Raw genomic sequence first — 20,415 nt, 5'->3', positions numbered from 1 at the left:
CTTCCCACAACCTCCCTCAAACTTCGGGATTGGTGGGAAGTCATGCTCGCATGACGAAGATGTTGGCGTAGCGCTGCTTCTCTTAAGTGAACAGCATTGGGCTAGAAGGAGGCGTTATTGTGGCGACGATTACTTGTGCCATTTCCGCCTTGCGGTAAAGCAGAGGGACAGGAAGGGCGAGGGAGCTTGCTTGCAAGCTCCCTCAGTGGCCGGCGGAGGGGTTAGCCCGCTCTGAGTTTGGGTTTGACGGTGATCAGCAGTGCTGGCAGCAGGGTGAGATTGCTGAGCAGGGCGACCAGCATGGCCAGGCCGGTGAGCAGGCCGAAGTAGACGGTGGGGTTGAAGCTGGACAGAGCAAGGATGGAGAAGCCGGCAATGATGGTGAGCGAGGTGTAGTACATCGCTTTACCGATGGAGCCATGGCAGCGCTTCATGGTGGCCACGTAGTCGTTGTCTTTGGGCAGTTCTTCGTGGAAGCGGTGGATGTAATGAATGGTGTCATCCACGGCGATGCCAATGGTGATGGCGGTGATGGTGATGGTCATCAGGTCCAGCGGCAGGCCGATCCAGCCCATCAGCCCCAGTACCAGCGACGCGGAGATCAGGCTGGGTACCATGCTGATCAGTGCCACCGGGAGGCTGCGGAACAGGATCAGCAGCATGAACAGAATCGCCGCAAAGACATAACCCAGGGTCTTGATCTGGGAGTCGAACAGGCTTTGCAGCATGTTGTTGTAGAGCACCATGGCGCCGGTGAGGTGCACCTGTTCCGGCTGCAGGCCAAAGTCGTTTTGCAGGTCGGTGCGGATCTTGGCGAGCAGTTCGTTACGGTTCAGGTTCTTGTCGGAATCGATTACCCGTACGCTGATGCGCACCTGGTCACCGTCGTCAGACAGGTAGGGCTTGACCAGCTGGTTGCGCAAATCATCCGGGATAAAGCTGGCCAGCAGCATCAGCTGCACATAGCTGAGCGGCCGCCCGTTCAGTTTTTCCGCCACCTCGTAGGTGGTGGCGATGGAGAGCACTTTGCCGGTTTCCGGGAGGGATTCCAGGTAGTCCTGAATGTCCACCAACTGGCCCAGCCGGGCCGGGGTGAACCAGTAAGCGCCCTTGAGCGGATTGGGTTCAGCCTTTTTCGGCGTCGCGAAGGGGTCTGCACCGGCCTCGCTGGCAAAGGGGTCACCGTCGGCAAAAGGATCGGCGCTGTCTGCCGCGAAAGGGTCACTGCTGGCAAAGGGATCCGCGTTGCCAGCCTCGTCAGGGCTGTCAGAGGCAAACGGGTCGCTGGGGCTGTCCTCCATGCTGTCACCGTCCCAGCCGGTGGCGGGTTGGTTGAGGGCGGCTTTTTGCGCGGTTGTGGCCTTGGGCGCATCGATGACGATATCCAGCGGGGTGGTGCCGCCCAGTTTGCGGTCGATCTGCAGCATGCCCTGATAGATTTCCGTGTCTTTCTGGAAGTAATCAATAAACCGGTTTTCCACGGTCAGGCGGCTGATGCCCCACAGGGAGGCGATGATCACGGCCAGTGCGACGACCAGCAGAATGGGCCGGTGGCGCTCGGTAAAGCCGGCAAAGGCCAGGGTCAGCTCGCGGCTGAGATCACGGCCTTGCCGGGGGGTGCCGGCGGATAGCGGCGCCAGCAGGGCGGGGAACACCAGAAAGCAGACGATCAGTGACACGCCCAGGCCCAGGGTCATCATCCAGCCGAAGTCGATGACCGGGCGAATGCCGCTGATGACCAGGGAGGAGAAGCCCACCATGGTGGTGAGGATCATGTAGATGCTGGGGCGCATCATGTGGGCGGCGGTCTCGCGGATCAGCCATTTCTGGCTGGCGTCCGGGTTCTCTTCGTGCAGCTCGCGAAAGCGCACGGTGAGGTGAATGGTGATAGACATGGTGATGATCAGCAGCAGGGAAATATAGTTGCTGCTGATCACGGACACCTTCCAGTCCATCCAGCCCAGCCAGCCGGTGACTGTCAGGACGGTGACACCACAGCAGGCCAGCGGCACGATCACCCAGCGAGGGCGGCGGAAAATCAGGAACAGGGTGAGGATCAGGAAGACCAGCACGCCGACGCCGAACACTTTCAGGTCCGAGCGGATAAAGCGCACCAGGTCGGTGGTGATCATCGGCACGCCGCCCAGGAACAGGTTGGCGTCGTCCCGATAGCGGTCCATGATCTCACGCACCTGGTCGATTTCCCCGGCGGTGCGTTGCTGGATCTGGCTGCTGTAGTCACTGAAGGCGCGAGTGGCAGCTTCCAGTGCTTGCTGGCCTTGTTCGTTCAGTTCGCCGTTGCGTTGCTGGTCGCGCAGGTCGTTGCGTTTGTAGAGCAGGTCGTAATATTTCTGGTCGCGTTCGAAGCTCACCAATAGGGCGGTGGTGTTGCCGTCGTCACTGACCAATAAGTCTTCGTAGAGCGGGTTCTCGTCGGTAAATTCCTTTTCGGCCAGGGAGAGATCCACGCCGTCACTGGTGAGGGTGCGGTAGTCGTTGGCCAGGTCGCTGAATTCCACCTGGGGGCTGAACAGCAGGGGCACATCCAGCATGCTGTAGACCGAACTGACCCGGTCCACATCCTTGAGCGATTGCTGCAGGGATTGCAGGTGGTCCAGGCTGTTCTGTTGGAACAGGGGTTTGTCTTTGGGGCTGTAGGTGATGACCAGGAAATCACTGCCGCCGTACTGTTTGGAAACCTTGCGGTAATACTCCAGCGCTTTGTCGTTTTCCAGCACCATGGAGTCCGCCGACGCGTCGATCTTGAAGTTGCGGGCCTGCGTGGCAGCGACGCCACAAAGCAACACCAGCAGCACAAGCCAGAAGACAGGGTGTGCCAGTACGGCCTGGCAATAGGCCTTAAACAATCGATGGGTCATGAGGTATCCGATTTACGTTACAGGGGGTTCAGTCTTGCACGGTATACAGCGAACAGACCGTTTTCAGAACATGGCTGCGTATTCTGCCGCGAACTGCGTATCGAAACGGTGAATGGCTTTGCCGGCGGGCCAGGCCAGCAAGGTCAGCAGGCCTTCAGTCCACTCTTCCTGATGTACCCGGCAGCCGCCCTGGCCATCATCGATAAAGGTAAAGCGGTGAATAATGCGGGCAAACGGTAGTTGTAGCCCCCAGGTGATACGCTCGTTTTCCTTGTATTCCAGTACTTTCACCACCACGGGGGCTGGCGGCAGGCGAGGCAGGTCGACCACAAACAGCAGCAGGGCACCGGGGCGCCAGCCACCATTAAGTAACCGGGCGTGGCGGACCACCGAGCACCAGCTGGCCCAGTTGTCGGCGTCGGCAAACAGTTTGAAAGCTTGTTTGCGGGAGGCGCGGGTGTCGGTGACTTCGTCGACCAGATAACGTTTTAGCATGCTGCATCCGTGTTTTTATTGGGTGGAAGGGGCTGCCAGGAAGTGCGTGACGCAGGCCACTGCGATAGCACCAAAGCCATTATTCAAAGCTCCCTAGATTACGCACAGTAGGCACCAACCTCCAGTCGGTAAAACGGGCCAATTCGGCAGACGTTGTTGACCTGCCCGGGGCCTTTGCCTAGTTTCGGGTGATTGCGAGGAGTCAGCATGACAACAACACTGTTACCGGCCTCGATTTTGCCGGGGCTTCTTGAAGTCTCGTTACGTGATCAACTGGACGTGCAGGCCTTGTTCGAGCAGGTGGGAATCGATGCGGATATTGTCGGCCGCAGCGATCGCTTCATCAGCCTCGGGCAGCTGGATGCGTTGCTCTATGCCGCCTTTACGGAAAGTGATGATCCGCTATTCGGCCTGCATGTGGGGGCGGATAACCATTATGGCAATCTGGACTTGCTGGGTAACCTGATGGCTACCGCCAATACCCTGGATAACGGGATCGGCATGCTGTTTCGCTATAAGGATCTGGTGGTTCCCTACCTGGATTTCTCTCTCGACCTGCACGGCAAGAATGTGCAGCTATCGGTGATCAGCAAGGACCCGACCTTGCGCTTTACGGCCACGCGGGCACACAACGAAGTCGTGGTGGCCACCATGGTGTCCATCGGGCGCTCATTACTGGGGGCGGAAATGCCCCTGGCTGGCGCCTGCTTCCTGCACGGCCAGCCATCGCCTGATGAGCTGGAAAGCTATGGCGCCTTTTTCCAGTGTCCGTTGTCGTTTGCTGCCAGCCAGAATGCCATCCAGTTCAGTGCCGAGCTGCTTGGCACACCGTTGCCCCGCGCCTATCCGAAATACAATGAACGATTACGCCGTTCTGCGGACCAGGTGCTGGCAGGCCTGTCTCGGGCGGCGGGTATTACCGGGCAGGTGATCAAGCATCTGGAGCGGCTACTCGGTGAGCATACGGTGACCATGGAAGCGGTGGCCGATGCGCTGGCCATGACCCCGCGTACGCTCCAGCGGCGCCTCCAGGAAGAAGGTGCGCGGTTTGCACAACTGCGTGATCAGGTGCGCCATCAGCATGCCTGCAAGGCCCTGAGCCAGCCCCGTTGCGACATGCACGGCCTGGCCGCTGAACTGGGTTTTTCCGATACCGCCAATTTTTACCATGCGTTCAAGCGCTGGCAGGGGTGTGCGCCGGGTCAATATCGCAAGGCATACCAGAAAACGTTTCACCAGGAGCCGGGTAAGCTCACGCCCACTGACTCTCGCGCTTGAGCGGTGTGACACTTTGCCACATTGGTATTTTTTCCCGGGCCCGTATCCTTGCGGGCGAATATTCAATGCCGGGGAAATGTCATGTCTCGTTCCGTTTTGTCCGCTGCGATATCGCTGTCGCTGTTTACTGTCAGTCCTGCTGTGCTTGCCCACTATGATGGCGGGCGCGCTGACAGCCATGCGCCGATTTCTGTGATGGGTGACCACACGCACGGTAAGGGTGAGTGGATGCTTTCCTACCGTTATATGGGCATGGGCATGAGTGGGGCGAAATCCGGTAGTGACTCTCTGAGCACGGATGAAGCATTTGCCGAGATTCCGGGCATGGGCATGATGAACATGAAAGCCCTGCCGTACGAGATGACCATGCAGATGCATATGCTTGGCGCCATGTACGCGCCCACGGATAACCTCACCCTGATGGCGATGTTGCCGTACAGCACCAACGAGATGACCACCAAGACCCGCATGACCATGATGGGTAACACCACCCAAGGCGAGTTTGATACGGAAACCTCCGGCATTGGTGATGCCAGCATCGGTGGTCTCTACAAGTTCTATGACGAAAACGGCTACCGCTTGCATCTGAATATGGTGTTTGGGCTGCCCACCGGTTCCATCGAGGAAGAAGACTACATTCCCATGGCGGGTCAGGATCTGCAGCTGCCTTACCCCATGCAGCTGGGCTCCGGCAGCTATGAGTTGCGCCCGGGGCTGACCCTGAACAAGCAATATGACAGCTGGAGCTGGGGCGCGCAGGTCAGTGCCAACATTCCTCTGGATGAGAATGATCAGGGTTATGAGTTGGGTTCGAGCAAGTACCTGACTGCCTGGGCGGCCAAGCCTGTTTCTCCGTGGGCATCGGTGTCTGTGGCAGCGTATAAGAGCTGGTGGACCAGTATTAACGGTTCTGCTGAAGACCTGACCATCTCACCGATGATGAACCCGGCGGCGGACCCGGATGCCAAGGGTGGCCAGCGGCTGGATATTGGTGTGGGCTTGAACCTGCTGGGCAAGAACGGCGCCCTGAAAGGCCACCGTCTGGCGATGGAGTACAAAGCGCCAGTGCAGGAATCCCTGCATGGTATCCAGATGGAAACCGATTACACCTTTACCGTAGGTTGGCAGAAAGCCTTCGGCGGGAAATAACCCTGCCGTAGTAGTGTCGCTGGCGGCGATCGTCTGCGGCGATTTTCGCCCACAAAAAAGCCGTTCCTGATGATCAGGAGCGGCTTTTTTGTGGAATTCGAAATGGTGCCGGAACGCGGAATCGAACCGCGGACCTACTGATTACGAATCAGTTGCTCTACCGACTGAGCTATCCCGGCATGCCCGTTGTGCGGGGCGGGCGCTAGTTTAGCAGGCCGCCCGCTGCAGGCAAGCAGGAATCAGGCTTCCTGCTTGATGCCGGCCAGTTTGCGGGCATGCCACTTCTTCTTCTCCACATCCATGCCGCGCAGAATCTGAATGCGCTGGGCTTGCGGGCTGCCTGCTCCGTGCATGGATTCGGTGAGGTAACCCACGGCGTTGCGGCCCAGGGTCATGTTTTCGATCAGCCTAAGGATGCGCATGCGGTCCTCGGTGGGGATGTCTTCGCGGCCTTTCAGGAAGCGACGAATGATGTCTCCGGCTTCTTCGTTTTCCAGGTCCTGTTCGCTGGGCATGGTGACCATGATGCCGCCGGCCAGATCCTGGGCGAGGCGGGAAATTTCGTAGGGGAAGCGGGTGACGTTGTGCTTGCACACATTGGCCAGCATGGTGTCGTTCATGAAGATACCGCTGGGCATCTTCTTCGCTTCGTGGGAGCTGGCGATACCGGAGGAATAGATGGTTTCGTTGAGATGGGTCATCTCCACCAGCTTGTCACGGATGTGGCTGACTTTTTCCAGGCCGTTGTATTCCACGATGGATGCCGCTGCACCGACCATGACATCGCCCAGGCCGGTTTTGCAGACATAACTGGCGCGGTGATAGGCAGTGAAGCGGGTGACCAGCTCCTGGGCGAATTCGTATTCGCCGTCCATGAACACGTGCTCGTGGGGAATGAACACATCATCGAAGTACACCAGCACTTCCTGGCCACCGTACTGGGCATTGCCCTGGTCGATGTCGCCGCCTTCCATGGCCCGGGTGTCGCAGCTCTGGCGCCCGTAGATATAGGTAATGCCGGCGGCGTCGCCGGGGATCATGCCGACCACGGCATAGTCCTTGTCGCCTTCGGTGAGGTTCATGGTGGGCAGCACGCAGATCCAGTGCTGGTTCCAGCCACCGGTCATGTGGGCTTTCACGCCTTTGACGTAGATGCCCTTGTCGGTGCGGCGGGTGACGCGCATGAACATGTCCGGATCGGCCTGCTCGGCGGGCCGCTTGCTGCGGTCACCCTTCGGGTCGGTCATGCCGGCGGCAATCAGGATGTTCTTGCGCTGGGCTTCCTTGAGGAACTCCAGGTAGCGCTGGTGGTACTGGGTGCCGTGTTTTTCGTCCATCTCATAAGTAACGGAGTGCAGCACGCTGATGGTGTCCAGGCCGGTGCAACGCTGGAAGCAGGTGCCGGTGATCTGGCCCATGCGACGCTGCATCTTGTTCTTTTTTACCAGGTCGCCGGGGGATTCCACGATGTGCAGAAAACGGTTTACCTGGGCGTCGATCAACGGTGACCAGGCAGTGGCCAGTTCTGGATCGTCAATGGCCAGGTCATAGCTGGCGCGCAGGGCATTGATGCTGGGTTTGATGATGGGGTGGTCCGCAGGCTCATCAATCAGCTCACCGAACAGGAACAGGCGAGTGCCGCGGTTGCGCAGGCTGGCCAGGTAGTCGTCACCGGTCTTGATGACGGGAATGCGGTCCCAGCGGGTCTGGGCGGATTCTTCACGGGCTGGAGCCGGGGGCGCGGCGTTCATGGTGCCTCCTGGGATCGTGTTGTTCTGCTCTGCGCCGCAGGCCGGCGCGGGAAGCAATATCATCGGGAATAGGGTGACTTGAGAGTCATCTCCGATGGTAAACAGTGTGTAATCCAAGGCAATGACAGAAAGTGCCGCTGTGCTCTGTGGTCAAGTCAGCGTGGCGCTAAGGGCGGGGAAGGCTGGCTGTGTAGGCGGCACGATAAACCCATTAGCCGTTGGAGCATCTCTTGAGGTGCGAACCGCCTGTTTTGCGCATAGGCAATCTGAAGGCGATCCTTCGCCGAGGCTCAGGTTCGCACCTCGAGAGGTGCTCCTACAGCAGAGTCGGCCTGGGTTATCGCGCCGTCAGCGAGGTTATTCGCTACGCTTCTGGTGATGGGACGGATTAATTCTGCGCCTTGAACACCATGGAGGCAGAGTTCAGGCAGTAGCGCTGGCCAGTGGGCGGTGGGCCGTCGGGGAAGACGTGCCCCTGATGGCTATCGCAGCGGGCGCAGCGGATCTCTATACGGATCATGCCGTGGCTACTGTCGCGCAGTTCGCGAATGTGTTGCGGATCGAAAGGTTGATAAAAACTGGGCCAGCCGGTGCCGGATTCGAACTTGGTGCTGGAAGCGAACAGCGGCAGGTCACACAGTTTACAGTGGTAGGTGCCTTCGTCCTTGTTATCCAGCAGGCCGCCACAAAACGGTGGCTCGGTGCCCTGGTTGAGCAGGATGCGGCGTTCTTCTTCGCTCAGCGATTGTGCGCGGGCCTGTTTCTCTTCTTCGCTCAGGGGCGTCAGATCGAAGCCGCTGGCGGACAGTGCTTGGGTCATCAGGCACTCCCTTGAGTTTGTCTGGTTAAGGTGTCCGGGTTTTGAGTTTGTCGGGAAAGGCCTGGATCAGCTTTTCCACTTTCGGTTTGGCTATATGGGTGATGTAGCCCTGGTTGGGATTGCGACGGGCGAAATCCTGGTGGTAATCCTCGGCGCGGTAAAAGGCGTCCAGCGGTTCCACGGTGGTAACAATGGGGGCGATAAAAGCGCCGGCGTTATTCAACTGATGGATGTACGCCTCGGCCACCGCTTTCTCGGCCTCGTCGTGATAAAAAATCGCGGAGCGGTACTGGGTGCCCCGGTCGTTGCCTTGCCGGTCTTTCTGGGTGGGGTCGTGGGCGACGGAGAAGAACACTTTCAGCAGTTCGCCGAAGCTGATGACGGTGCTGTCGTATTCTACTTCGATCACTTCCGCATGGCCGGTGGTGCCGGTACAGACGGCCTCGTAATTGGCGCGGGCAGCATGGCCGCCGGCATAACCGGACACCACGGCGTTCACGCCTTCCAGATTCAGATAGACCGCTTCCACACACCAAAAGCAACCGCCAGCCAGAACCGCTTTGGCCATGCCATTGGCGGGCAGATCGTCGATGGGATCAGGGAAACGTTCCGGGTGAATGGCCAGGGATGTGCCGGGGATCACTACGTTCATGGTTCCTCCAATGGGGCGAACACCTGCCTGGCTTGTGGCCCGGCAGGTGTTACAGGTCAATGCAGCCAGTGGAGAGCAAGCAGGGATCAGTCCTGCTTGATGGCTCCACTGGCGATCAGGCCATCGATGTCACTGTCACTGAAGCCGGCCTGGCTCAGTACGGCCCGGCTATCTGCTCCGGCAGTGGTGGCGGGTTTTATCTCGCCGGCTGCGGTGCGTGAGAAGCGCGGGGTCGGTGCCGGTTGTGCGGCACCGTTGACGGTAACAAAGGATTCTCTGGCTACGTTATGCGGGTGTGAGGGCGCTTCTTCAAGGCTGAGAACCGGTGCAAAACAGACATCGGTGCCTTCCATGAGGGCGGACCACTCGTCCCGTGTCTTCTGTTTGATGACGGCGGCGAGCTTTTTTTTCATTTCCGGCCATTTGGGCGGGTTGATCTGATGGCCAAAGTCTTCGGCGGATAGTTCGGCCAGCTGGCAGAGCTGGGCATAGAACTGTGGTTCGATACTGCCGATGGAGACGTATTTGCCGTCCGCAGTTTCATACACTTCATAAAAGTGTGCGCCGGAATCAAGCATGTGAGTGCCGCGATTGTCGGTAAACATGCCCTGGGATTTGAGCCCGTAGAACATGGCCATGAGGGCGGCGGAACCTTCTACCATGGAGGAATCGACCACCTGGCCTTTACCGCTGCGCTGGGCTTCCAGTGCGGCGCAGACCATGCCGAAAGCAAGCATCATGCCGCCGCCACCGAAATCGCCCACCAGGTTGAGGGGAATGGCGGGCTTTTCGCCTTCACGGCCCATGGCATGCAGGGCGCCGGACAGGGAAATGTAGTTCATGTCATGGCCGGCGGCCTGGGCCAGTGGGCCGGTCTGGCCCCAGCCGGTCATGCGGCCGTAGACCAGTTTTGGGTTGCGGGCCAGGCATTGCTCCGGGCCCACGCCCAGGCGTTCGGTGACGCCGGGACGAAAACCTTCGAACAGGCCGTCGGCGGTTTCACAGAGTTTCAGAACGGTTTCGATGCCTTCGGGGCTTTTCAGGTCTACGGCCAGGTTCTGGCGATTGCGGAAAAGGACGGTGTGGCCGATGGCGGAATGCGGGTTACCGCCGGGGCGGTCGATGCGAATAACGGTGGCGCCCATGTCGGCAAGCATCATGCCGCAGAAGGGGCCGGGGCCAATGCCGGCCAGTTCGATGAAGGTCAGTCCGTTAAGTGGGCCTGTCATAATGTTCATGTCCGTTGTCAGAGTCCGTTTTACCGTTCCCTGACGGACATTGGCCGGTCAGGGAATAAGGGCTTGTTCACGCAAGCTGCGACGCAGGGCCGAGCACTGGCTTTTGGCGATGGCAACGGCGTTGCTGGCCTCGTGGGTGGTGGCGATGCCGGTCCAGAGAGGTTTGCCGTCGGCATTGATCAGCTCTGCGCCATGTTGCCGCAGGGCGTCGGGTACCTCGTCTTTGGCCAGGTCGCCACCGATCCCGATTTTCCAGGTCGGTTGTACGTCGCCGGCGGATTGCTCCATGGGGTTGAGCTGGTTGCCGGCCGCAGGCGGTGCGGCAGCATCTATCAGCAAGTGGGTCAGCTCGACCACCAGAATCCGCTCTACATCGTTTTCTTGCGCCCAGTCGAGGATGCGTTTTTTTCCGCCTTCATACCATAACGGTAATTCCTGATGGCTGAGCAAAACGGTCAACGAATTACTTGAAAATATATCCTTGCAGGTTAATTCCCAGGTTTCGCGGATGTTGCCTTCCGGGGTGTGGGCGACCAGCAGCAACGTATCTTGCGGCGGGTGGCTGCCCTCGTCGGTGAAGCGGGTGGTCACGTCCGTGGTGCTGGCGCAACCGGCAACGAAGAGGGCGGGTAACAGGTATCGGAAAAGCGGTCGCATGGAAATCTCCGGCGGCGAATGCGGTGCCTTCAATGGCTGGGTCTAGTGTAACAGCGCCGCAGTGGCGCCACATCAACTGGTGCACATTCTCTTGTCCTCAGGCTGGCCGCTAGGGGATCGCCGGGGAGTGCTGCACCGGGGCTGCCGGGTTGGCTGAAAAAGCAAAGCGGCAGCCTGTTTGTGGCTGCCGGGGGGCGGGGTACCAGCGCACTTCGTATTTGTCTTGGCTGTTTTGTTGCGCTTGCCATTGTAGTTGTAGCGCGGCGCCGTCATCGGTGGTTGCACGTTGCCCCTGGCAGTGGATAGCAAGCTCCAGCGTGTCGAGGGCCAGCTGTTCGGCGGGGGCGGCCAGCAGGGAGATTCGCCAGTAAGGGCCGGTGGTGGGCTCGCCGGGCTGGTGGGCAGGATGACCTTGCCACTGGACAGACGTGGGAGAGGCCGGGGCTGCCGTTTGCTGTGCTTCAGGAAAGTACTGATGCGCAAGCAGGGAGAAGGTCTGTTGGCGGGGAATGTCGTTGATGTCGCCGCTGATGTTGCCGCTTTGTTGCAGGTCGCGGCTCAGTTTCGTGCTTTGGCCAATCAGGAAATTCAGGGTATGGGGGCCGTAGAGCGTGTGGCCACCCTCGTAGTATTGCCGCTGGTATTCCTCGGGGGTGACGGCATAGCCGAAATAGCCGTTGGCCAGGCTGGAGACTTCTACTTTCCAGTTCGTGCCGGCGGGCAAGGTATCGGTAACGGCATTGCGCAGGCGATTGCCGCTTTCCAGGGTGATTTCCCAGGGCAGCGGCACGATGATCAGCTCGTTGATCCGTACGATCTGGAATAAGGCCTGATGGGGGAAGCGTTCTGCGGGTAACAGCAGTTGCAGCTTGGAGAGCATCCACTGTTTTACGCCCTGGCAGTTGTCGGTGAAAAAGCGTCGAGGCCAGTCTTCCTTGAGAAAGGGCAAGTAGGAAATCGGAAACACTTCATCGCCATTGGCGGCCCCGGCGACGGCGGCGCCGGCTATGGCGCGCTCACAGAGTCCGAAGCGCTCTGTGTCGATCTGCTCCAGCAGGTTCAGTTGGCGGCTGGCGATAGCGGTCTCCAGTGTGCCGGTGAGCTGGTTATCCAGTGAGTGAAATAATTGTACGGCGTGTTCGCCCAGAGCGGTGCCAATACGTTGTGCTTCCAGGTCGCCACGCTGGTTTGTGTGCCAGGCCGGGTTATTGTCGGCGTGGGTGGCCTGGGCGGCGCCATGGATAAAGCCGGGGGCTGTGCTTGCCAGTTCATCTTCCAGTGTGCCACTGATCCAGTGCCAGACGTCGGCGTGGTAAGGACGGGTAAAGGGGGGAATGGCGGTGCCATGAATGGAGTACAGGCTAAGCGCACCGGCAGGAACAAAGCGGTCACCTTGCTTCTGGTCGATGCGCAGCAGGGTCATGGTGGGGTTGACCGCCATCATCGGGTCGTCATCCAGGTGCTGGCCGTCAGGGAAATTGTTCGCCCAGGCGCCCATGGAACGGTTACGGGTATAGCCCCGGATGTCGCTTTGGCCCACTGCGAAGCGGGCTTCCCGTCGGGAGGTATAGGCTGCGATGACCGCGTCGGCAATCTGTTCGCTCAGGTATTCAAACAAGGCCGGGTCGAAGCCGGGTTTGTTGCTGCCAAAGACATTATAGAAGTCACTGCCCAGATACTGCCCCGGGCCGGAATGGGTATGGGTCACCAGTAAAGATAACGCGTGTGCAGGCACGTCGGTTTTCTTTGCGATGCGTTCTGCCACGCGATGGTGAAGCGGCAGAGAGCCGGTGCCCAGGTCCAGTTGCACGATAGCGAGCGGTGTTTGCCCGGGCGCATGTAAATAAAAGGCCCTTGCTTTCAATCGGGTGCGAAAACCATCTGCAGGTTTGGCCCAGGCGGAATAACCGAATTTGGGTATTCCTATTGGCGGGGTGATGTCCCGTTCTGCAATGCCTGCCAACGGCGCGGTGGCCTGGCTGGGCGCAAGTGGTTCGCCAAGGTGAATGTCGACCTGCTGACGGGGAAAAAAAAGAAACGGCCAGGCGGTATGGGCCAGGGCGGCGATAACAATGAGAGCGACAATGACCAGCAGCCAGCGGCGGATACGGCGTGGGTGTGTGGGCTTCATAATCCGGCTTTCTTATAATTTGCACCAAAGTACCAATTTGGTGCTGTTGGTGCAAACGGGTGCATTTTGTTGCTGAGCGGGCGTGAAGGATACGAAAAGATACGCTTAGATACAGAAAGCAGGAACATGAACGGGTTCACAACAATATTCCAACGCAACGGCACCGGACGCCTATTTTTTTTTCTTTCCCCACCTATTCCAATGGTTGCACAGATCATTCATACCCAAGGGGGGTAGTCATGAAAGGAAGCACGCGTATATCCATGCTGGCAGCGAGTGTCGCATTAGCGACGCAAGCGATTGCCGCAGAGGACATGAAAGAGCCCAACACGCGGCAGTATGTCGCGCCCATGCTGCACTATCTGGTACTGGACGAAGATCGGGATCTGTCTCGCAAGGGGCTGGGTGCCGGTTTGGTCTATGGCCGTGAATTATCCGATCACTGGTGGTGGGAAACCGAAGGTGCCGGGTATGGCCTGGATTCCGGTGTCGAAGGCGCTGCGGATTATTACCAGTACACGGTAAGTACCGGTGTGGCCTATGCCTTTGGCGACCGCGAAGGCTTTACGCCTTTCGTTCTGGCCCAGATCGGTGGCATCTACAACGATGTGGTGCCAGACGATGATGATGGCTTTGATTTGCACGCCAATGTGGGGTTGGGTGCGGTTACCGGTCCTATTTTTGATAACGGCCTGAAGTTGCGCGCTGAAGCCCGTTATATGTATGACGATTTCGACGGTATTACCGGCACGGCATCTGAAGATGAAGGCGGGTTCAACGACTGGCGCTTCTCTCTGGGTTTGGAAGTACCTCTCGGCCAGACCAAGATTGTCGAAGTGGAAAAAATTGTCTACGAAACCCGTGAAGTCGAGAAAGTTGTGGAAGTGGCCGCTGCCGACAGTGATGGCGACGGTATTCCTGACAACCGTGACAAGTGCCCGAACACCATTGCCGGCGGCAAGGTGGATGGCGATGGCTGTCTGTTAACCAACCAGACCATTACCTTCAACAACATTGGCTTCGAGCTCAATTCTGCCAAGCTCACCGCGACCTCCCGTCCGCTAGTGGACCGTCTTGTCAAAGCGCTGAAATCTCAGACGAACTTCGATGTCGAGATTGCAGGCCATACGGATAGCACCGGTAGCGCTGAATACAACGAAACCCTTTCCGATGAACGTGCCAAGGCTGTACGCCAGTACTTGATTGATAATGGCATAGCAGCAGAGCGTCTGACCGCTCGTGGGTATGGTGAAGTGGTTCCGGTTGCCAGCAATGAGACCTCATCAGGCCGTGCCATGAACCGTCGCGTTGAATTCCGCGTTAGCGAGCAGTAGGAGAATAGTCATGAATATGTATAGCAAATCGTTTTTTGTAATCATGCTGGCTGCTTTGCTGGGTCTTGGATTGGCTGGTTGTGAAGCGGATGGAGATGGCAGCAGTGGCGGCAACACTCCGGTTGGTAATAATGCTGACCAGGACAATGATGGCGTTCCCGATAACGTGGACAACTGTCCCGCTAACCCCAATGCCATGCAGGAAGATCAGGATGGTGATGGTATCGGCGATGTCTGTGATGACGACCGTGATGGTGACGGGGAAGACAACCCCACTGACAACTGTCCGCTGGTTGCCAACCCGACTCAGGATGACACTGATGGCGACGGTATTGGCGATGCCTGTGATCAGGACAACGACCAGGACAACGACGGTATCGACGATGGGGTAGATAACTGTCCTGCCATTTTCAACCCGGAACAGGGTGATGTGGATAACGATGGTATCGGTGATGTTTGTGATGACGACGCGGATGGCGATGGTGTGGATAACACCAATGACAACTGTGTGTTCACGGCAAACGCGGATCAGAAAGACACGGATACCGATGGTATCGGCGACGTCTGCGAAGACGACCGCGACGGTGACACCATCCTTGATACCAATGACAACTGCCTGAACATTCCTAACACTGACCAGGCTGACCTGGATCTGGATGGCATTGGTGATGTGTGTGACGACGACCGTGATGGTGACGGCGTGGACAACGACACTGATAACTGCCCACTGGCTGCCAACGCGAACCAGGCGGACAGCGACGGTAACGGCATTGGTGACGTTTGTGATGGCGGTGGCGGTGATCCCACTGACACCGATGGCGATGGCTTTCCGGATGTCTCTGACAACTGCCCGATGATTCCTAATGAAGATCAGGCTGATGGCGATGGTGATGGTAAAGGCGATGTCTGTGACGACGACGGTTTCACCTGTTCCGCTACCACCACTTACCAGCAGCTGGCCAATACGGATTACACGGCAGACAGCGGCGTGCTGGGCGTATGCCTTGGTTGCTCCGTGGATGACGAGGGTCAGGCAATTGACGGAAATAACGCCACATTCGCACAGATAAATATTGGCGCGGCACTGGTCTACGGTGGCGGGTTTGTGGCGGCGGACGCCATTGACCAGTCCGTGGATATTGCAGACAGCGTTGTCGGCTTTGTGGTCAGCGACCCGAGCTCGCAGCTGCTTAATCTGGAACTGCTTGGCAACTTCATTACCATTCGTTTCTTCAATGACGGCGTGGAAGTGGATAGCGCTACCGTAGGCGGCGGGTTGCTGGATCTGGACTTGCTGGGCCTGGGTGCCAACTCGGATCAGCGTTTCATTGCTGCCCCGGCATCTAGCCAGCCGTTCGATTCCATTCAGCTGGACTATGCTGGCCTGGTGAATGCCAACAAGTCGTTCCGTGTGCACGATGTTTGTGTCGGTACGCCCTGATCGGCAAAGCAAGTAAATAAGGAAAGGGCCCCCACGGGGCCCGGCTCCGAACGATAGCAATAGCGCCTCGGGGCAAGAGAAAGGCCTGAACCAAACCGGTTGCAATGATTCCGAAAAGAATGCGTTGTCACCGAAGAGGTTCAGGCTTTTTTTGTTCCGGGCGCCGGCGTTTTCAGAGGCTTCCTGGCTGTCTTGAGCACAAATAGCGTACTGGTTAACTGCTTCTGGGGTGTATAGCCGCAAACGCCGTTTTCGGAGATAAGTACGGATCACCTAAAAAGTATCGCCTGATGGGCATAGGCTGGTACCCTGAGCTAAGAAATAAACACTAGAAGGGAAAGGGGGGCACCCATGCGAACAGGCATATTCATCCTCATATGTCTCGGTGTCACGCTGCTGGCCGGTTGCGACAAGGAGCCGGAGGTGGGAGAGGTCGTCAGCACCTTTAAAAATTACCAGGAAACCGGTGATTTGCCTGCGCTGAAGGAACGGGGCTTTGTTCGGTTGTTGGCCCCACGGTTTGACGAGCCCTCAGGGCTGCCCCGCGATGGCGTCCCGGCCAGCGAATACCAGCAGCAGGCGGAAGAATTCGTCGAGCACCTCGGGATGGAGCCGCGCTGGGTGTACGCCGACAATTTTGGTGAGTTGAGCACCCTTATCAATCAGGGCATGGCTGACATCATTATCACCAATTATTCGGTGACCAAGGAGCGCCAGAAGAACCTCGCCTTTTCTACCCCGGTAAACGCTGTACAGGAACGCATGGTGGTACCGCGGGCGCTGGCGGACCTGCCGCTAACGGAGATGGGGGAGGTGACGCTGTCGGTACCGGAAGGGTCCGCCTATCTGGAAACCGCCACCAAACTGGCCAAGCGCCACGACAATATCAGCCTGGAAGTGCTGGACAGCAATATCTCAGATGAGGAATTGGTTAACGGTGTGGCAAATGGTGAGCTGGCAGCAAGTATCGTCGACAGCAATATGCTAGATGCCTTGCTTGAAGAGGATGGCGAGGCCGTGGCCGGGCCGGTGGTCAATCGCAAGCGTCGTATCGCCTGGGCCGTGCGCTCGGATAGCAGCGAATTACTGGATCAGATCAACCAGTACATCACCAGTGAGCGGGTCATTACCTCCGTGGACAGTGAAGAAGAACGCGGCTGGGCGGAAATTCGCGAAAAAGGGGTGTTGCGAGTTATCACCTCCAATAACCCGGCCAGCTATTTTATGTGGCGCGGTGAATTGATGGGGTTTGATTACGACCTGATCAAGGACTTTGCCAAGCAGCATCGTTTGCGTGTGCGGGTTATTGTGCACGATACGCCGTCCTCCATGTTTGCGGCGCTGGAGGCGGGGGAAGGCGATGTTATCGCCGCCTCCATGACCGTCACGCCAGAGCGTCAGAGCGCAGGCTGGTCCTTCAGTGAACGTTATCTGGAAGTGAATGAGCAGCTTATCGGTGAAGCCGGCGAGAGCTCGCTGGATACAGTGGAAGGACTGGCCGGGCGCACGGTGGCAGTGAACCCGGAAACGGCCTATTACGACACGCTCAAAGCGTTGCAAAAGGCGGGGGGCACGTTCGAGATTCTGGAAGTGGAGAACGCCAGTACGGAAATGTTGATTGATGGCGTGGCCAACGGTGATTACGACCTGACCATGGCCGATAGTCATCTGGCTGCCATGGAATCCACCTACCGGGATGACATCGCTGTATTGTTCCAGTTCGAACCGGCCAAACAGATCGCCTGGGTTACCCGAGAGTCCCAGCAAGCCTTACGAGAGCAGCTCAATAGTTATATAAAGCGTGGTTATCGGGGGCTGTTCTATAACGTGACCTACAACCGGTATTTCAAGGAAAAGAAAACCATCGCCACCCATGAGGCCTACCGGGTAGAACCAGGTCGGGATATTTCCCCCTATGATGAGCTGGTGCGTTCAGAGTCGCTTAAGTATGGCCTGGATTGGCGCCTGATTACTTCCCAGATGTACCAGGAAAGCCGTTTTAATCCGAACGCGCGCTCTTTTGCAGGTGCTCAGGGGCTGTTGCAAGTGATGCCCCGTACCGGCCGGCAATTTGGTTACAGTAATCTGACTAACCCGAAAAATGGCGTGGAAGCGGGGCTGGCTTATATTGACTGGCTGGAACAACGCTTTCCCGCTCGCCTGGACCTGGCGGAAAAATTGTATTTTACGCTGGCGGCTTACAATGCTGGGCATGGCCACGTGGAAGATGCCCGCCGTCTGGCGCAACGTATCGGTAAAAACCCGGACAAGTGGTTCGGGCACGTGGAGCAGGCCATGCTGTTATTGTCCAAACCCCAGTATGCCCGCCAGGCCCGCTATGGCTATGTGCGTGGTACTGAGCCGGTGAAGTACGTGCGGGAGATTAAGAACCGCTATCTTGGCTATGTGTCAGCGCTGGGCGAGCAGGAGCAGTCTCAGCTTTAACCTGAATTTTACAACTATGCCATGGAAAAGCCGGAAATGGGCCACATCATCTGGGGTACCACTCATTGAAGGAGATTGTGATGGATCGCAACACTTTCATCGAAAAGGTAAAAGGCAAGCTGGACGAACTGGACAATGAATTCGATCAGCTGCAAGTCAAGGCGGATAAAGCCGGCGAAGATGTCCGTCACCAGTGGGAAACCCGTAAGCTGGAATTGAAAGAGAAGCGCAAGGAACTGTCTGCGCAGCTGGATGAGGTGCGTAACGACAGCAATGCACGCTGGGAAGAAGTGAAAGACAGCGTGGAAAAAACCTGGGATAGCACCCTGGATGGGCTGAAGGACATCAAGAACAGTCTGTTCAAGTAACGCCAGGCGTTTGAAAAAAAACCGGGCTTTTTGCCCGGTTTTTTTATGTCGCACGTGACCCGGTTTTTCAGAGACTTCCCAGCCACTCGGTGATCGCCTGGTGCACTTCGTCACGGCAGTGGTCGTTGAGGATTTCATGCCGGCCTTCAGGCCAGAAGTGCGTGGTCAGCGGTTGCTCCATGGCATGCAACACTTTCTCCAGGGCCATCATGCCCTTGCCGTTGTCGCTCATGGGGTCTTGTTCACCGCCCAGCAGTAGTACGGGCAGATTTTCCGGCAGTTCGGACAGCCCTGAAATGCTCTGTATGCGATGCATGGCGGTTACCAGTTGCACCCAGGTTTCCGTACTGCAATCGAACCCGCACAGTGGATCATCGATATAACGTTTCACTTCTTCGGCATTGCTGCTCAGCCAGTCGAAATCGGTGGTCGGGTCCGGTACCTGGGTTGCCCAGGTGCCAAAGGTGAGCTTGTGTATCAGCGGGCTGGGGTTGCGTTTGCCCCGGCGCATGCGCTCGAACAGGATGGGCAGGGACATTAACCGGTAGTAGGCACCGGGATGATAATCGCTGGCGCACATTACCAGGCCGGAGAGGGCATCACCGTGCTGCTCTGCTGTGCCCAGCGCAATAAAAGAGCCCATGCTGTGGCCGCCCAGAACGACCGGTAACTGCGGGTGTTGCTCTTTGGCCAGATGAATGACGCTGGCGGTGTCATTGACCAGATGTTGCCAGCCGTGCTGGTCACCTATGTGGCCAGCGGGGCTGTCCTCGTTAATACTGTCACCATGACCGCGATGGTCCGGGCAATACAGGTGCCAACCGGCTGCATTCAAGGTACGGGCCAGATTCTGGTAACGTGAGCCATGTTCGGACATGCCGTGCAGCCAGATTAGCGTGCCCCTGGCTGTGGCTGATTCGCAGGGCCAGTGGTGGATGGCGACAACATGGTTATCATCCGTGGTGTGATGGATCATCTGTTCGGTCATAATAGTCTCCGGCTGCGCAAAACGTGCGTCATTGCCGAGGCAAGGTCAAGAAACTCAACGAGGAAGAGAGATGATAGCAAGAATAAAAGGTCTCCTGATGGTTTTCGTGGTAGCCCTGCTGGCGACTGCCTGTACGGCCCATAACACCATGGTCAGCAGTTCCGCCCGCGCCAAGGATCACCAGGCCGGTGAGCATGTCAACAAAGTGCTAGTGGTGGCGGTGGTCAATGACACCCAGGCCCGCGATTCGCTGGAATCCAATGTTGTGGCGGCTTTGAAAGCGCAGGGCGTGGAAGCAACAGCATCCGCCCCGGTATTGGGTGACCAGTACAGTGAAGGGAAAACCCGCAAACAAATGGCTGCCGATATCGCCTCGAAAGGTTACGAAGCGGCACTGGTAATCAGTGTTATCGATATCAAGGAAGAAATGCACTACACCCAGGGTGGCACCAATTTTGCCCCGGATATCGCGGTGTCCGGTGCCATGGGCCAGACCTATTACGTGCGCCAAAATGCTACCTACGAGCCTGGTTATTTCAGCAATGACAAGAAGTACTTCCTGGAGTCCAATCTGTACCGGCTTCAGCCGGAAGGGCTACTATGGAGAGCCAAATCCACCACGGTAAACCCCAGTGACCTGCAGGCAGGGACCAGCGGTGTGGCCGATGCTGTTGTGGACCGTATGGCCAAGGATGACATGATTTAATCTCTGGCCTGCGCCGTTTACCGGGAGCCTTGGGCTCCCGGTTTTGTTTGTGATGCTAAATCCCGATTGAATGAACGCGACAC

Annotated in this window: 16 protein-coding genes and 1 tRNA gene; 7 read left to right on the top strand and 10 right to left on the bottom strand. The window is 57.7% G+C overall.

The features are described from left to right. Positions 1 to 221: 221 nt before the first annotated feature. Positions 222 to 2,879: an MMPL family transporter gene (locus COA55_RS15000; protein ID WP_290502791.1), complete on the bottom strand. Its 2,658-nt coding sequence runs from the start codon at positions 2,877 to 2,879 to the stop codon at positions 222 to 224. A 63-nt stretch (positions 2,880 to 2,942) separates the two neighbouring features. Further along, positions 2,943 to 3,374 carry an SRPBCC domain-containing protein gene (locus COA55_RS14995; protein ID WP_290502790.1) on the bottom strand — a complete coding sequence of 144 codons (432 nt, stop codon included), beginning with the start codon at positions 3,372 to 3,374 and terminating at the stop codon, positions 2,943 to 2,945. A 207-nt stretch (positions 3,375 to 3,581) separates the two neighbouring features. Between COA55_RS14995 and COA55_RS14990 the strand changes: the two genes are divergently transcribed. Both COA55_RS14990 and COA55_RS14985 read left to right on the top strand, forming a co-directional pair. After that, on the top strand, positions 3,582 to 4,652 hold the full coding sequence (locus COA55_RS14990; protein WP_063520642.1) for an AraC family transcriptional regulator: 1,071 nt from the start codon (positions 3,582 to 3,584) through the stop codon (positions 4,650 to 4,652). Positions 4,653 to 4,733: 81 nt separating this feature from the next. Continuing rightward, complete coding sequence (locus COA55_RS14985) at positions 4,734 to 5,801, top strand: transporter (RefSeq protein ID WP_290502789.1); 1,068 nt, start codon at positions 4,734 to 4,736, stop codon at positions 5,799 to 5,801. Positions 5,802 to 5,904: 103 nt separating this feature from the next. Here COA55_RS14985 and COA55_RS14980 read toward each other — a convergent pair. The 7 genes from COA55_RS14980 to COA55_RS14950 form a co-directional block, all read right to left on the bottom strand. Further along, positions 5,905 to 5,980 (bottom strand) — tRNA-Thr (locus COA55_RS14980). Positions 5,981 to 6,040: 60 nt separating this feature from the next. Then, complete coding sequence (locus COA55_RS14975; protein ID WP_290502788.1) at positions 6,041 to 7,552, bottom strand: 4-hydroxyphenylacetate 3-hydroxylase N-terminal domain-containing protein; 1,512 nt, start codon at positions 7,550 to 7,552, stop codon at positions 6,041 to 6,043. 388 nt (positions 7,553 to 7,940) lie between these two features. Continuing rightward, complete coding sequence (gene msrB, locus COA55_RS14970; RefSeq protein ID WP_290502787.1) at positions 7,941 to 8,372, bottom strand: peptide-methionine (R)-S-oxide reductase MsrB; 432 nt, start codon at positions 8,370 to 8,372, stop codon at positions 7,941 to 7,943. 25 nt (positions 8,373 to 8,397) lie between these two features. Next, positions 8,398 to 9,024: a peptide-methionine (S)-S-oxide reductase MsrA gene (gene msrA / locus COA55_RS14965; protein WP_290502786.1), complete on the bottom strand. Its 627-nt coding sequence runs from the start codon at positions 9,022 to 9,024 to the stop codon at positions 8,398 to 8,400. An 86-nt stretch (positions 9,025 to 9,110) separates the two neighbouring features. Further along, entirely contained in the window at positions 9,111 to 10,262 is a 1,152-nt protein-coding gene (locus tag COA55_RS14960; protein WP_290502785.1) for a CaiB/BaiF CoA-transferase family protein, read from the bottom strand. A gap of 48 nt (positions 10,263 to 10,310) precedes the next feature. After that, on the bottom strand, positions 10,311 to 10,919 hold the full coding sequence (locus tag COA55_RS14955; protein ID WP_290502784.1) for a hypothetical protein: 609 nt from the start codon (positions 10,917 to 10,919) through the stop codon (positions 10,311 to 10,313). Positions 10,920 to 11,028: 109 nt separating this feature from the next. After that, entirely contained in the window at positions 11,029 to 13,050 is a 2,022-nt protein-coding gene (locus COA55_RS14950; RefSeq protein WP_290502783.1) for a neutral/alkaline non-lysosomal ceramidase N-terminal domain-containing protein, read from the bottom strand. Between the two features lie 239 nt (positions 13,051 to 13,289). On the opposite strand from COA55_RS14950, the gene COA55_RS14945 reads away from it, so the two are divergent. From COA55_RS14945 to COA55_RS14930, 4 genes are all read left to right on the top strand, one after another. Next, positions 13,290 to 14,384 (top strand): OmpA family protein, encoded by a 1,095-nt coding sequence (locus COA55_RS14945; RefSeq protein ID WP_063520766.1) that lies wholly within the window; start codon positions 13,290 to 13,292, stop codon positions 14,382 to 14,384. Positions 14,385 to 14,394: 10 nt separating this feature from the next. Then, positions 14,395 to 15,825 carry a thrombospondin type 3 repeat-containing protein gene (locus COA55_RS14940; RefSeq protein ID WP_290502782.1) on the top strand — a complete coding sequence of 477 codons (1,431 nt, stop codon included), beginning with the start codon at positions 14,395 to 14,397 and terminating at the stop codon, positions 15,823 to 15,825. 351 nt (positions 15,826 to 16,176) lie between these two features. Next, the gene (locus COA55_RS14935; RefSeq protein ID WP_290502781.1) at positions 16,177 to 18,270 is read left to right on the top strand and encodes a transporter substrate-binding domain-containing protein; all 2,094 of its coding nucleotides are present in this window, start codon (positions 16,177 to 16,179) and stop codon (positions 18,268 to 18,270) included. An 80-nt stretch (positions 18,271 to 18,350) separates the two neighbouring features. After that, positions 18,351 to 18,638: a hypothetical protein gene (locus COA55_RS14930; protein WP_290502780.1), complete on the top strand. Its 288-nt coding sequence runs from the start codon at positions 18,351 to 18,353 to the stop codon at positions 18,636 to 18,638. A 67-nt stretch (positions 18,639 to 18,705) separates the two neighbouring features. On the opposite strand, the gene COA55_RS14925 is transcribed toward COA55_RS14930, so the two are convergent. Continuing rightward, positions 18,706 to 19,626, bottom strand: a complete 921-nt coding sequence (locus COA55_RS14925) for an alpha/beta hydrolase (protein ID WP_290502779.1) — start codon at positions 19,624 to 19,626, stop codon at positions 18,706 to 18,708. A gap of 97 nt (positions 19,627 to 19,723) precedes the next feature. Here COA55_RS14925 and COA55_RS14920 point away from each other — a divergent pair, with 97 nt between their 5' ends. Next, a complete protein-coding gene (locus tag COA55_RS14920) occupies positions 19,724 to 20,332 on the top strand; it encodes a hypothetical protein (protein ID WP_063521281.1) in 609 nt (202 codons plus the stop codon). The last annotated feature ends 83 nt before the right edge of the window (positions 20,333 to 20,415 follow it).

This window comes from Alcanivorax sp., from assembly GCF_002733835.1.
In the GTDB taxonomy this organism is placed as follows: Bacteria; Pseudomonadota; Gammaproteobacteria; order Pseudomonadales; family Alcanivoracaceae; genus Alcanivorax.
Note: the sequence above shows the minus strand (reverse complement) of the source record. Positions and strands in the feature narration are given on the sequence as shown.

Bases quoted from the DNA above. Each gene is read 5' to 3' on its own strand.
- COA55_RS14955 (WP_290502784.1), bottom strand. From the start codon at position 10,919: ATGCGACCGCTTTTCCGATACCTGTTACCCGCCCTCTTCGTTGCCGGT.
- COA55_RS14940 (WP_290502782.1), top strand. From the start codon at position 14,395: ATGAATATGTATAGCAAATCGTTTTTTGTAATCATGCTGGCTGCTTTG.
- COA55_RS14985 (WP_290502789.1), top strand. From the start codon at position 4,734: ATGTCTCGTTCCGTTTTGTCCGCTGCGATATCGCTGTCGCTGTTTACT.
- COA55_RS14975 (WP_290502788.1), bottom strand. From the start codon at position 7,552: ATGAACGCCGCGCCCCCGGCTCCAGCCCGTGAAGAATCCGCCCAGACC.
- COA55_RS14950 (WP_290502783.1), bottom strand. From the start codon at position 13,050: ATGAAGCCCACACACCCACGCCGTATCCGCCGCTGGCTGCTGGTCATT.
- msrA (WP_290502786.1), bottom strand. From the start codon at position 9,024: ATGAACGTAGTGATCCCCGGCACATCCCTGGCCATTCACCCGGAACGT.
- COA55_RS14995 (WP_290502790.1), bottom strand. From the start codon at position 3,374: ATGCTAAAACGTTATCTGGTCGACGAAGTCACCGACACCCGCGCCTCC.
- COA55_RS14945 (WP_063520766.1), top strand. From the start codon at position 13,290: ATGAAAGGAAGCACGCGTATATCCATGCTGGCAGCGAGTGTCGCATTA.
- msrB (WP_290502787.1), bottom strand. From the start codon at position 8,372: ATGACCCAAGCACTGTCCGCCAGCGGCTTCGATCTGACGCCCCTGAGC.
- COA55_RS14990 (WP_063520642.1), top strand. From the start codon at position 3,582: ATGACAACAACACTGTTACCGGCCTCGATTTTGCCGGGGCTTCTTGAA.
- COA55_RS14930 (WP_290502780.1), top strand. From the start codon at position 18,351: ATGGATCGCAACACTTTCATCGAAAAGGTAAAAGGCAAGCTGGACGAA.
- COA55_RS14935 (WP_290502781.1), top strand. From the start codon at position 16,177: ATGCGAACAGGCATATTCATCCTCATATGTCTCGGTGTCACGCTGCTG.
- COA55_RS15000 (WP_290502791.1), bottom strand. From the start codon at position 2,879: ATGACCCATCGATTGTTTAAGGCCTATTGCCAGGCCGTACTGGCACAC.
- COA55_RS14960 (WP_290502785.1), bottom strand. From the start codon at position 10,262: ATGAACATTATGACAGGCCCACTTAACGGACTGACCTTCATCGAACTG.
- COA55_RS14920 (WP_063521281.1), top strand. From the start codon at position 19,724: ATGGTTTTCGTGGTAGCCCTGCTGGCGACTGCCTGTACGGCCCATAAC.
- COA55_RS14925 (WP_290502779.1), bottom strand. From the start codon at position 19,626: ATGACCGAACAGATGATCCATCACACCACGGATGATAACCATGTTGTC.